The following is a 12,481-nucleotide window of genomic DNA, read 5'->3' as shown; positions in this document are numbered from 1 at the left end:
TGTTCTATTCCTCGATATTTGAAACGGCTTGAAGCGTTTTGCGGAATTCGGCGAAAGCCGGGGTGGAAAAGCCGGGACGGCAGGCCAAATGCGTATCCACCATCATGAGAGGATGTTCTTTGACCGCTCCAAGATGCTGTACAAGGTCCACAACGCTACGCGGCATTATGCTGATGCAGGAGCCAGCAGCGGTGCAAGCAAACATTGCATGATAGGATTTTACTTCCTGAACTGCAAAACGTTCTCTTGATGAACCAAAGCCACTCAACCATTCCTCGGCCAGCATGCGATAAGTGCAGCCGGGTGCAAAGGCCGCCAGTGCTCTGGGTTGAATGTTGTCTGCGCAACTCACGTCAGGGTGTTCTGCCGGTAGAAGAAGAATCAATTCCTCCCGAAAGATAGGCATCATATCCAGTTCTCTGGGGTCAAGCGATCGGTCCCCGGAAGGTACCGCTATCAGTGCGCCGTCGATGCGGTGGGCGAGCAACGCGTCAATGAGCTGACGCGTTGGCGCAGTTGATAGATCAAGTGTCACCTGTGGCCACTGTCGGTTGTAACTGGTGAGCGGTAACGGAAGCCTGCTTGCGACTGTGCTTTCCATCGAACCAATACGCAGTCTGCCTGCAGGCTCTGCAGGATTGACCACCTGCTGCGCTTCTTCCGCGAGATTGAGGATCCGATTCGTATAGCCAAGATAGAGCTCGCCTTCCCTGGTCAGTGACATCCGTTTTGTATCGCGCTGAAACAGCGGTACGCCGATCTCGGCCTCCAGCTGTTGAATGCGGGTCGTTACGTTTGAAGGCACGCGACCAAGCAAATCCGCGGCTCGGGTAACACTCCGCTCCTGAGCCACTGTACGGAACACTGAAAGTGTTGCCAGATCCATTGTAAAACTCTCCATTGCTAGTTTATATTCTCTTATAGAGAATAAAAGTCAATTTTATTCTCTAGTAAAGAACATAAATTGATTGCGAGAGCTTCTGATTTCGGAGCGTAATTACCAAAAGTTGGTAACAAGTTCACCGATGAAAATTCTTAAAAACAGAGAGTTAGAGCTTGTTCCAAGGTGACTAAGAGATTTCGAAAGTAGGCAATGTCGGAAAAATAGCACTGGAGGTCGTCAAACGATCTGTTCGGGTTGGAGGTTTTGAAATCCTGCCGTACTTGATAGGTCGTTGAGCGCTCATTTGCAGGGCTGGGACGATGCCGCAGATTGGTCAAAAACCTCAAGAACAGTCATTGCGCTGCATCGCAGATATCCGCTGATTTGCACGGCGGGTCGCCAGAGCCTGATATGGTTGTCTCCATTATGATTCAGGCTCTTGTCACTGCTTAAGATTACACCAGAAATAGCACAACATTTCCATAAAGTGTAATAATACATGAATATAAATTCGTTTAATTATAGATACACGTTACGAAAATACCGAAGTCTCTATTGAATAAATTATTCTCGTCGTGATAGAATTGTTCTGTTAGTTTAATAGTAGTTTGTACTTATAAGATAGTATTTAAATAATTTTTGTATAATAAATAAGGATCTTGAATCTTGCAGCGGTGTTCGAGAAAGTCACTTATTTCTGCCGTCGTTCTAGGCCATGTTGACAAAGTGGATTCACAAATCAGCTAAAGCGTGATTCAAAACTGCTTTTAGGAGGCGGGTATGGCGCGCGGCGATCTTAGCGAGCAGGAATGGATTCTGATTGAGGGCTTGTTGCCCGCTGAGCGGGGCCGAAAGTCTCGGCCTGCTTTGGATAACCGCCGTTACCTCAACGGTATGCTTCATATTCTGCGAGTTGGCTGCCCCTGGCGTGACATGCATGAACGCTATGGCAAATGGAATTCGGTCTATGTCCGATTTAGACGCTGGGCGGAGCAAGGCGTATGGGATGTACTTTTGGAAACACTCGTCGAACTGGGCTTAACTGACGACTGGCAACATATGATCGACAGCACGACTGTCCGGGGTCATTCTCAGGCAGCCGGCGCAAAAGGGGGCCTTATAACGAGGCTTTTGGTCGATCATGCGGCGGCTTTACGACAAAAGTCCACGCCCCTACAGACGGTCAGGGACGCCCTCTTGGCTTCATTCTCACAGGCGGAGAAGCTTCGAATTACAATGCAGTTGAAAACATGATGTCCATTCCTGTGAAGAGGCCCAGACTGTTGCTCGCCGAAAAGGGCTATGATGGCGACAACATTCGGAACGCTCTGCTGTGCAGTGGCATAAAGCCCGTTATTCCGCCCAAAGCGAACCGGAAAAACCCTCCAGCTTGCGACTTTCAGGCCTACAAGGATCGCAACCGCATCGAGCGTATGTTCAATAGGTTAAAGCAATTTCGTCGCATTGCCACTCGATACGACAAAACCAGAAAATCTTTCGAGGCATTCCTAGCCATCGCCGCCGTCAAAATATGGATGCCGCACTTTGTCAACATGGCCTAATCAATTTATGGGCGTTATCGTTGACGCCGATAGACGCTGAAACGCGGGACCAGCAGCGGCCAGTGCGGCGATGGAGGGGCATTAGGCGGCGCTCCGGGGTAGCCGGGGGCGGATGGTGCTAAAGTTGAGCGGCGATAAGATCGAAATCCTCGCGTCACTTTTTCCCCGCAAAACACGTTAGGTTGACACTAACACGTGGAGCGAAATAGCAGGTCTTAAATCAGTGTAGTATTAAGCATGATAGACTGACGGTGTTAGCCGACAGATTAAAGTTACAGTATCATTGGGCAATTAAGCCGCATCCTTCAAGATAGCGCGGATGGGAAGCGGCGCAGTGCCCAGATAACCCGCAATCATCCGTGTGATATGTTCCACAATATCGGCTTCATCGGCAAGGGAATGGCCGCATTCATTGAGAACGATGGCATGGGTCAACGTCTCCACGGTGGTTACACAAATAAACGCTGCCGTGTCGAGGTCTATGAGCTGAAGATCATCTTTACATTTTTCCAGATAAAGCCGAACGAGATGCAACGTATCCTTGCGGATAGCTTCCACCTCGGCGAGTTTTCCAATTCGGGGTACTTCTTCCTTAAATATGCGGTGGAGCTCAGGATCGACCCGATGTGCAGCGATCATTGCGCGAATAAGCTCCCGCATCGCGCCATTTAGATCGTCCGACGCGCATTCCTGCATCGCGTTTTCCAGCAGCGCCAGAATTTCACGATTGTGCCTTGCTACGAGCGCAGCGACAAGCGACTCCTTATTGGGAAAGTACTGATAGAGCGAGCCGATACTAACACCCGCTACTGCGGCGATGCGATTTGTGCTGGTCCGGGCGTATCCTTCACGTACCAAAACGCGAGCAGTGGCATCCAATATTGCTTCAACGGTCATTTTTGACCTGTCTTGCAAAGCCGATTTTCTTGGATTTGTGGCGCTCAGCTTGGCCATATTGTCGATTTCCTAATGCGAGTAGACAATGTGAGTTAACACTCGCATATTTGGTATAAATCGTCAATACCCATGAACGTGAGGCATAGTATCGTGATTAAATTCAGAAATTAGAATAATTATTATAAATAGACAATAGAAAGAGAGAGTTAAATAGTACAATGAAGATTATAAATTGTTATTTGCTTGTTGCCGTAATGGTTGTAGGCACTGGTTGCGTTGGTCCCGCACAGAAAAACATAGGAATTACCGCTGCAGAATGTGAACCTGCAAAGCAGAATACGACATTCAATGAAAAATGTGACCCGCCTAAACTGGGTTGGAAGGGCGCGAACGGCAGTGATTTCATCATTAGCCAATGATCGACCGCCAAGAGCGGAGAATGTCGAGACCTGCTGACTAGTCTCTTGGGAGCTGCCTCGAATCCCACTGTCCTTCGGGGATAGCCCTGCCAAGAGAATAGCTGAAATTGGTTATCTTCATCGCTTTCGTATCGACCTGACACTGGAAGTCGATCGCATACCATTTGCCCCGACTACGAAAAGCTCCGTCTCTGATCGCGAAGCTAGTCTCTGAAACAACGCCCGCGCTAGGCGCAAGCATGTCTGGAAAAGTTCCAGGTCTTTGGTGGCGAACCTGTTCCAGCGCTTCAATCCCACAAATCTGCACGATCCGATCTCGCGGAGGGAGCTTTCCGATCGCTTGTTTCACGCGCGGGTCAGAGAGAGTATCCTTTGAATAGATTTGCCGCGCCGAAGTGAGTTTGGATTTCATTGCGGCGGGCAGACCCTCGGCGTCGGTGTGCAATTCAGCGACAGACTGCGCGCTAATATCGGATTTTTGGAGGGCCGCGTTTTCAGCGTTCGATACAGGATTATGATTGTCAGGTGCTGTTTGCTGTGGCTCGGGCTTGCCCATTGCTGGCTGGGAGTCCTCCGCTGGGGAAGGTGGCTCTTTTTGCGCTGATGCAGACTCGAAAGCCTGAGGTGATCGCTGGGTAGCCGTATTCGACTTGCTATTTGGTGTGGGGTCACTTGGCTTCGGAGGAACAAGTTCCACGTTAACGCTCTGATCTTGATCAGGAGGAGATAATTCAGGCGCACGATAAAGCAGCAATAATGCCAAAGTCAGATGAAGAACGACGGATGCTGGGATTCCCCAGCCGGTTTCTTCCAGTATTTTTTTGGCTAAGTGCTGCATCTTTGAAAAGGTCAATCTCCACGCGCCAACCCTAGGGGCTTGTGCCAAAGGCAACAAGGGGGAAGAGTTAGCAACTCGCCGGAAGCCATCATGATTGACGAACTTTTGATTGTCCCAATGGTTTCTCGAACTTTCCGCAACCTACACGCGAAGGCTGACTATTTGCAGGCATTTGTGGGTAACGCTTGTCGTGATATATCAAGATCGAGTATAGATATGAGGCATTACACGCGCTAATCTGCAACACTCGCCAAAACAATATTTTTGGTCAAGAGAATGTCACTTTCTTATTTTGATTATTTTGCGTAGTTGCCTACGCCAGAAGCGGTCAGATGAGCCGCTGTGCACAGTCCGACGATAGACAATACCTGATCACATGCAGGTGTCTCGCCTAACGCGTACGAATGCCCGGCTATGCGCGACCTTTGGTCAGTGAGTATTAAAAAAATGAGCCACGGTATTGATGGTGCTGGCTTGGATAAAATTCCAGCCACAAATGATGAAAGTGACGTAAGCGCAAGCGAACTGAATGTCGGCATGCCGCCTCATGCTTCAAGCGCCTCTGCGTTGCATCAGCAGGTTTTGCTCGGCGCGGATTTTGCTCTGGCCGGTGAGCTGGGCGAGCGACTTGATATCTTTTTTGAGAGGCTTGCAGAGAAGTTTGCAGGCTCTGTCGCGGTCATTTCTGACGGACGATCTTGGACATACAAGGAGCTTGATGAGCGCGCCAATCAGTTCGCGCGACTGTTGATTGAGCATGGCGTCAAGCCCGGCGATCGCATTGGTTTGCTGCTTGATCGCTCTGCCGAGACTTACATCACCCTTCTGGCTGTTATGAAGGCGGGTGCTGCCTATGTGCCACTCGCCACAGCCTTTCCAGAAGATCGCATGGCACTCATCATTGATGATGCCGGCGTCAAGCTTGTGATTTCGCTTCGTGCCTATTTGGCACGGGTGGAACAAATGCCTGTTCCACATATATTGATCGACGCTTGTGCTGCGGAAATTTCTCAGCATTCCAGTGCTCGATTAGATGTTGCCAGAAGAGCGGCCAATCCGGACGAGATTTGCTACATTCTTTACACGTCGGGTACGACCGGACGGCCAAAAGGTGTTGCTATTCGTCATCAAAGCTTTTGCAATTTCCTGCGTGTCGCAGCAGTTTCATATGGATACAAGCCAAGCGACCGTGTTTACCACGGCATGACGATAGCCTTCGATTTCTCGGCTGAAGAATACTGGGTTCCTTTTGTGGCAGGTGCCACTGTAATCCCCGCACCAGGTCCGTTGACTCTGGTGGGCGAAGAACTGGCAGATTTTCTGCGTACGAACGACATCAATTGCATGGCGTGCAGCCCGACATTGTTGTCTTCCGTTGAAAGTGACGTCCCCAAGCTGCGTCTCCTTATGGTCGGCGGTGAAGCATGTCCGCTCAATCTGGTGACCCGTTGGACAAAGCCCGGACGTTTACTTCTGAATACCTACGGCCCGACTGAAGCAACTGTTACTGCCACCATGGGTGTGTTGACACCTGATAAACCCGTAACAATCGGCGCTCCGTTACCGACTTATTCGATTGTCATTATCGATCCGACGGAAGCAAAGCTAACTGACCCCGACGAGCTTGGTGAAATCGGTATTGCCGGCATTGGTCTTGCGGTCGGGTATCTCAACAGGCAGGACCTAACGGATCAAAAGTTCATACCTGACTTTATAGGTCTGCCAAATAATCCTTCAAAACGGATTTACCGTACGGGCGATCTTGGACGTATCAACGCACAAGGCGAAGTCGAATATCGCGGTCGTATTGATACGCAGGTGAAAATACGCGGCTATCGTATTGAGCTTGGAGAAATCGAAGCAGTTCTTCTCGACAATCCGTCAGTTTCGCAGGCAGCGGTGACGACTTGGGAGATTGAACCGGGTCGAGTGGAACTGGTTGCATATTATGCGCCAAAATCCGGAATGCCGCCCATTCAGCGCGCTGACATTGCGCGCGAACTCAAACGCCGCCTTCCGTCATATATGGTTCCGACCTATCTGGAAGAGCTTGATGCAATCCCAATGACGGTTTCTAACAAAGCCGATTTGCGTCAGTTGCCAAAGCCAACCAATGTACGTCTTTCGGCTGAACGCATTATCATTCCTCCAGCCAATGACGACCAGCGTTTCATGGCTGATGCTTTGGCGGAAGTGCTTAACCTAGATGAGGTTTCGGTCGAAGATAACTTCTTTGATGATCTTGGCGCCAATTCCTTGCTGATGGCACGTTTCTGCGCACGTCTACGTACCGCGCAAGGCTGGGAAATGGCGTCGATGCGGGACATTTATCTGCATCCGTCAATCACCGGGCTTGCGAAACATCTTCATTTACCACAGCAATCGGTGGCATCTGTCACTGAACAAAGCCTTACGCATAAGGCATCCAATTTTGCTTATTGGGCGTGTGGGGCAGCTCAGCTCGCTTTCTATGCAATATACAGCTATGTCGGGTTGCTGTTTTTCGACAAGGGCCTCGACTGGGTCTATGTCAAACTCGATGAACCTTTGCAGCTTTACTTCCGCTGTGTCGTTCTGGCTGGTGCCAGCTTTTTCGGTATGACGGGTTTTGCGATCCTCGCAAAATGGCTGCTTATTGGCCGCTGGAAAGAAGAACGGTTTCCTATCTGGGGCTTACGATATTATCGCTTCTGGGTGGTCAAAACATTAATCCGGACGGCACCTGTCGTGCTTTTCCGAGGCAATCCGCTTTATAGCCTCTATCTGCGACTGCTTGGAGCCAAGCTCGGTCGCAATACAGCCGTTGAATGTCGCGCAATACCGGTATGCACGGATCTGATTTCGATTGGCGAAAATTCGATTTTACGTCGTGAATCCAATATTCTCGGTTACCGTGCCGAAAGCGGTTATATTCACACCGGGTCGATTACTATCGGGGATGACGCTTTCGTTGGTGTCGGATCCACGTTGGACATTGATACCAGGATTGGTAATGGATCCCAACTTGGCCACGCTTCTTCGCTTCAACGCGGGCAGGCCATTCCAGATGGCGAACACTGGCATGGATCGCCTGCGACACAGACCGATGCTGACTACTGTAAAGTCCGCAATATCACGTTGTCCAAAACCCGACGCGTGACATTTGAAATGGTGCAGCTCATCGGGCTATTTACGCTTGTCACGCCTTTTCCATTGGTGTTCCATAGCTATTGGCAGAACGTGAGTGATGACTATCAGGAAACGATAGGCATCGTCGCTATCGGTACAACAGTAACGCTGTTAGGCGCGATCATTGTGTCGTTATTGGCGGCTGTATTTGTTCCACGTATCGTCAGTCTGTTTTTAAAACCAAACCGAACCTATACACTTTACGGCTTTCACTACTGGCTCCAGTCGATGGTGGAACTAAGCAGCAATTCGCGTTTGCTTAACCTGCTGTTCGGGGATAGTTCGGCAATCGTGCATTACATCCGGGCAATCGGCTGGAAGCTCAACAAGGTCGTCCAGACCGGGTCTAATTTTGGCACAAATCAGCAGCAGGAAAATCCGCTTCTTTGCGAAATAGGCACACAAACGATGGTTTCGGACGGATTGTTCATGATCAACATGCACAAATCGGCTGCGACTTTCCGACTGGAGCACACCAAAATCGGTGAGCGGAACTACTTCGGTAACAATATTTTTTATCCGCCAGATGGCCGTACAGGCGATAACTGTCTGCTCGGCACAAAGGTAATGGTACCTATCGACGGACCAGTGCGAGAGAATGTCGGTCTGTTGGGATCGCCGTCCTTTGAGATTCCACGCATCGTTAATCGCGATAAGGAACTGATTGCAAATATCGAGGAAGAAGATCGGTTACGTCGATTGTGGCGCAAAAACTTCCACAACTTGCGTACCGGATTGATGTTCCTCGCAGCACAATGGCTGATGCTGTTTGCAACCATCGCAATCTGGGATCGTGCTCTCAACTATTATGATGCGTGGGCACATAAAGCATTGTTTGTCGCTGTAGTCCTCACGTCAGCTATAGCTATTCCATTCTATATCCTTATCGAACGGCTTTCTTTGGGGTTCAAAGGATTAAAGCCGCGGATGACGACCATTTACGATGCAACTTTCTGGCGACATGAACGGCACTGGAAACTATCGGACTCGCCTATTACGCAGCTATTTGCGGGCACACCCTTCCGTCCGATAATCCTTCGTATGTTGGGCGTGAAAGTCGGCAAACGTGTTTATGACGGAGGCGCAAACCTCACGGAGCGTTCCCTTGTCGAGATTGGCGATGATGCCACTCTCAATGAAGGATCAGTTATCCAGCCGCATTCGCTGGAAGAGGGCGCATTCAAGTCGGATTTCATTCGTATTGGCAGCGGCTGTACGTTGGGGCCTGCGGCATTCGTTCATTATGGCGTGGTGATGGGCGAAGGCTCAATAGTCGATGTCGATTCTTTCGTAATGAAGGGTGAAGTGCTCGAACCATATTCCGTCTGGCGCGGGAATCCGGCAAAGCTCAATCGCTTTGTGGTTCCAGTTGATGAAAATGGTATCGTTCTGTCAGATGTCACGCATGCGGGGAAACTTCATCGCAGTGGAACCGTGGCATTGGACGCAAAGAAAGGTTTTGCTTGAAGAAGCTTCCTCTTGAGAAGATCAAGGTCGTACTTCTGCCTGTGACCGGGGAAATCCGTTCACAGGTTGAGGCATTGGAACTCGGCTCCAGTCAGACGGATCTGGTCGCAAGTAATACAGATTCCCTGCTTGAAGCCGATGAGGATGCGAACGCTAAGCCACGCGCTATTTTTGTCGCGGGAACACTTGTAGGCTTTCTCATGTATGATGCCACCAGTGAAGCGGGAATAGCTCAGCTTTACCGCTTCATGATAGACAAATCATTTCAGGGGCTGGGTTATGGCAAGGCTGCGTTGCAGGCGGTGCTTGCAGAAATCGAAACGTTGGGTCATGTCCACCAGATTTCGATTTGCTATGAGCCAGAAAATTTCGCTGCCCGACAACTTTATGCGAAAGCAGGGTTTGTCGAAGATGCAGTTGATGAAGATGGTGAGATGATCGCTTATCTTAACCTAGAAGGTTAATCTGGTTTATGTCGAGCTCCGTGGATAGCTGCAGTCTACCTTCTGAGGGTGAAGCACTAACGGAAGCTTTGTCAGCCGTTGTGCCGCGAGGAGTTTCGGTAGGCTGCTGCGCTATTCACAGCGGAGATGAAGCCCTCCTTCTTGCGGAGGAAAGACAATCAATTCAGACCAGCAATCTCAAGCGGCTCAAAGCAAGCGGCGCGGTGCGCCATATTGCGCGCGGATTGCTTGCGGAGCGGGGCAGAAACGAATTCCAGATTTTGCGCGCGCCAACTGGAGAGCCCATTTGGCCTGACGGGATCGTCGGTTCACTCGCCCATGATGACGAAGTTGCTGTTGCTGCCGTGGGAAACGCGGCTGATTTCCAAGGGCTAGGCATTGATGTTGAACCGGCAGTCCCTCTTCCTATAGATATTCAATCGCTTGTTAGAATTTCTACCGACAAGACCGGAAATGAACGCGTCTCGGACCTTTCTGATCGGGTCTTGTTTTGTGCGAAGGAGGCTATCTATAAAGCTGTCTATCCGCTCGATCGTGTGATTTTGAACTATGATGACATCAGTATCGATCTGACGACACAAACCGCAACAACAGTGACGGGCAGAGACGTGCAGCTCGTCTTTTGTATATCCCCCAGGATCATTGTCTTGGCATTTCTGTAGTTTTGATGATCCACTCACGAATAAATCGAATATTACTTGCCTTTGATCTCATTCCAGCCGTCAATAGTTGACGTAGTACTTGCTTGGGAAGTGGTCCTTTTCGCAGCAACGGGAAGCGAGGCAGCCACACTTGCGTGCTATGCCGACATCATACCAACGGTTCTATCGGTCGGGATGATGACCTTAAGCGAGAGGCCGGTGGTATCACGCTTGGCAAAGCCGTTGAGTCGCAACGATCAAGCTCACTCTTGAGGACAGGCGGAGTAAGATTAGTGTTCTTCCCGATGATTATCGTTGACCAACACCTATCCCCGCTTTTGTTGCTTGTTCAGACAAATGATGCGTGTAAGAAAAACTGTGAGGGTCGGCCGTTAAGAGGGGCGCGCCGAACTTACTCGCATCTTTTGGAGATATGCCAAATCGGATTTTAAATGCTTTGGAAAACTGCATGCTATCGTGAAATCCATAGCGATAAGCAATGTCTTTCAAGGACGCGGGTTGTCCCTTCTGCTTGATCAACATCCGGTAAGCACTATCCAGTCTTTTGTCGCGAATGACTTTGGCTACACCGCCATCCGGCTCGAAAGCGCGATAAAGGTGCGATCGGGACACGCGAAAATGACGCATGATCGTCTGCGGACCAAGCAGCGGGCTGGCAAGATTGTCATTGATGTAAGTGAGTATGCATTTACGCATTGTGAGATTGACAGCAAGATTCTCTGCTACGCCTGCTGTAACGCTGGCGCCTAACAGAGATAGCATAGCCTCCTGTGCCGAGTAGACCTCTGTAGGATCCAGCTCTCCTGCCACATCATTCAGGCCTTTCAAATAAGTGAATAGGAGGCGTGTCGTCGGTTCGTGAGCGCGCAGAACAACACCATGCAGATTCCGCCAGCCAACCACTCTTTCTAGCTCTTCGCGGGCGAGCATAACGGTTATTCGGCTTCCATCACATGCTGTGCTCTCAACAGTTTGCGTGAAGTCAATAACGACGATGTCACCAGGCTTTGCCCATAAATCGACACCATTAAAATTACCGCGCAAATCTCCAGCAGTAATTAATTGCAGAATATAGTGATCCAGACCGCCATGCGCGATGATCTTTGGTGTACGTAAGTAGTTCTGGGTATTAAAAGATGTCGAGCCAATTTGAAGCGATGCACCAACTGCTCGCCCTTTTGCAGAACCAAAAAGCTGATAATTCCGCATCTCCTTGTTCAACGTGATTTCATACAATGGCTTCAGAACTTCACGCCAGAAATCGTTGCGAAGTTCGTCTTCAATCATATCCGTTGAAAATGAAATCTGATTCATTATCGCTTATCGACACTTTCAATTCGAGAGCCAATATTCACCATAGCCGCATTCTCCGACAAGAAAAAGTTCCCAATTATCTCATTAGTACTAGTTTAATCGACATCGATTGATCGTTTCTACGCCATGCCTTAGCAATAAAGCTCACCTGAGCGAGGTTCTCATTATGATGAACGTTGAACGGTTGGTCGGGTTATGCTTGAGGTTCCGGTGCAGAAATGTTGCAATACCAAACCCGCTCGTCCATAAACTACTGCTAGGTCGAGGCATTGTACTGCGCGTTATGGTCAAGTATAAACAGTGCATTTGCGGCGCTGCTAACTGGGAGATAGGTCTCAACGTTTATGACTGGCGTTTGCATAAAGTGTTGCTTTCCACTCAAAAGATAGCCGGGTTTTGATCGGGAACTGAGCCAACGTTAATTATGGATTTTGGCTCGGGGTTCGGTCAAGTTGTTGGTTGTGTCCTTTGTTTTTCGGAGGGTGCTGAAGAGCTTGCCTTAAAACGAAAGCTGTCGTTTCCAGTTTCCAAGATGTGGTGATGGTGGGTAAGTCAATCGAGAAGTGACATTGGCATCTTTGCAACTCCAAAACGCTCGCCATTCGCTGAAGCTGAAATTGGTGGTGATACACCTGGTGCGCTCATAAAGCTTGCGGAGCAGGTGGAAAAGAAGTGTTCCGTCTGATGCACTGAATGGCAGATACTCACGTTCGTCCAGGATCACTTTTGGGCGAAAATCGACGACATGCTGTTCGTTCGATCAATCGTGAAAAACTAATGTGCCGAAAACGGATGGCCAGCCCCAAC

7 protein-coding genes and 2 pseudogenes are annotated in these 12,481 nt (G+C 49.5%); 4 read left to right on the top strand and 5 right to left on the bottom strand.

Annotation, left to right across the window (positions count from 1 at the left end; genetic code table 11):
- Positions 1-4: 4 nt before the first annotated feature.
- A complete protein-coding gene (locus tag QBD00_RS11455) occupies positions 5-886 on the bottom strand; it encodes a LysR substrate-binding domain-containing protein (protein WP_151091066.1) in 882 nt (293 codons plus the stop codon).
- A 777-nt stretch (positions 887-1,663) separates the two neighbouring features.
- Here QBD00_RS11455 and QBD00_RS11445 point away from each other — a divergent pair.
- Positions 1,664-2,445 (top strand): annotated as a pseudogene (locus QBD00_RS11445) (IS5 family transposase).
- A gap of 291 nt (positions 2,446-2,736) precedes the next feature.
- Here QBD00_RS11445 and QBD00_RS11440 read toward each other — a convergent pair.
- Entirely contained in the window at positions 2,737-3,399 is a 663-nt protein-coding gene (locus QBD00_RS11440; protein WP_318579539.1) for a TetR/AcrR family transcriptional regulator, read from the bottom strand.
- A 399-nt stretch (positions 3,400-3,798) separates the two neighbouring features.
- The gene (locus QBD00_RS11435; RefSeq protein WP_318285380.1) at positions 3,799-4,614 is read right to left on the bottom strand and encodes a DUF930 domain-containing protein; all 816 of its coding nucleotides are present in this window, start codon (positions 4,612-4,614) and stop codon (positions 3,799-3,801) included.
- A 522-nt stretch (positions 4,615-5,136) separates the two neighbouring features.
- Here QBD00_RS11435 and QBD00_RS11430 point away from each other — a divergent pair.
- The 3 genes from QBD00_RS11430 to QBD00_RS11420 all read left to right on the top strand — a co-directional run bounded on the left by QBD00_RS11430 (position 5,137) and on the right by QBD00_RS11420 (position 10,360).
- A complete protein-coding gene (locus tag QBD00_RS11430; RefSeq protein WP_412535018.1) occupies positions 5,137-9,234 on the top strand; it encodes a Pls/PosA family non-ribosomal peptide synthetase in 4,098 nt (1,365 codons plus the stop codon).
- Positions 9,231-9,698 (top strand): GNAT family N-acetyltransferase, encoded by a 468-nt coding sequence (locus tag QBD00_RS11425; protein ID WP_318579537.1) that lies wholly within the window; start codon positions 9,231-9,233, stop codon positions 9,696-9,698. The genes QBD00_RS11430 and QBD00_RS11425 overlap by 4 nt, the downstream gene beginning before the upstream one ends.
- Positions 9,699-9,766: 68 nt before the next feature.
- Positions 9,767-10,360 (top strand): 4'-phosphopantetheinyl transferase family protein, encoded by a 594-nt coding sequence (locus QBD00_RS11420; RefSeq protein ID WP_318579536.1) that lies wholly within the window; start codon positions 9,767-9,769, stop codon positions 10,358-10,360.
- Positions 10,361-10,648: 288 nt separating this feature from the next.
- Here QBD00_RS11420 and QBD00_RS11415 read toward each other — a convergent pair whose 3' ends face one another.
- Both QBD00_RS11415 and QBD00_RS11410 read right to left on the bottom strand, forming a co-directional pair.
- Positions 10,649-11,677 carry a helix-turn-helix domain-containing protein gene (locus QBD00_RS11415; RefSeq protein ID WP_412535017.1) on the bottom strand — a complete coding sequence of 343 codons (1,029 nt, stop codon included), beginning with the start codon at positions 11,675-11,677 and terminating at the stop codon, positions 10,649-10,651.
- A 444-nt stretch (positions 11,678-12,121) separates the two neighbouring features.
- A pseudogene (locus tag QBD00_RS11410) lies at positions 12,122-12,398 on the bottom strand (ATP-binding protein); the annotation flags it as partial.
- Positions 12,399-12,481: the final 83 nt, after the last annotated feature.

It is taken from the genome of Ochrobactrum sp. AN78, assembly GCF_029909885.1.
Classification (GTDB): domain Bacteria; phylum Pseudomonadota; class Alphaproteobacteria; order Rhizobiales; family Rhizobiaceae; genus Brucella; species Brucella quorumnocens.
This window is presented reverse-complemented; position numbering and strand designations above follow the sequence as displayed.

Excerpts from the sequence above, each read along its gene's own strand:
- QBD00_RS11440 (WP_318579539.1), bottom strand. The coding sequence starts at position 3,399 with ATGGCCAAGCTGAGCGCCACAAATCCAAGAAAATCGGCTTTGCAAGAC.
- QBD00_RS11430 (WP_412535018.1), top strand. The coding sequence starts at position 5,137 with ATGCCGCCTCATGCTTCAAGCGCCTCTGCGTTGCATCAGCAGGTTTTG.
- QBD00_RS11455 (WP_151091066.1), bottom strand. The coding sequence starts at position 886 with ATGGATCTGGCAACACTTTCAGTGTTCCGTACAGTGGCTCAGGAGCGG.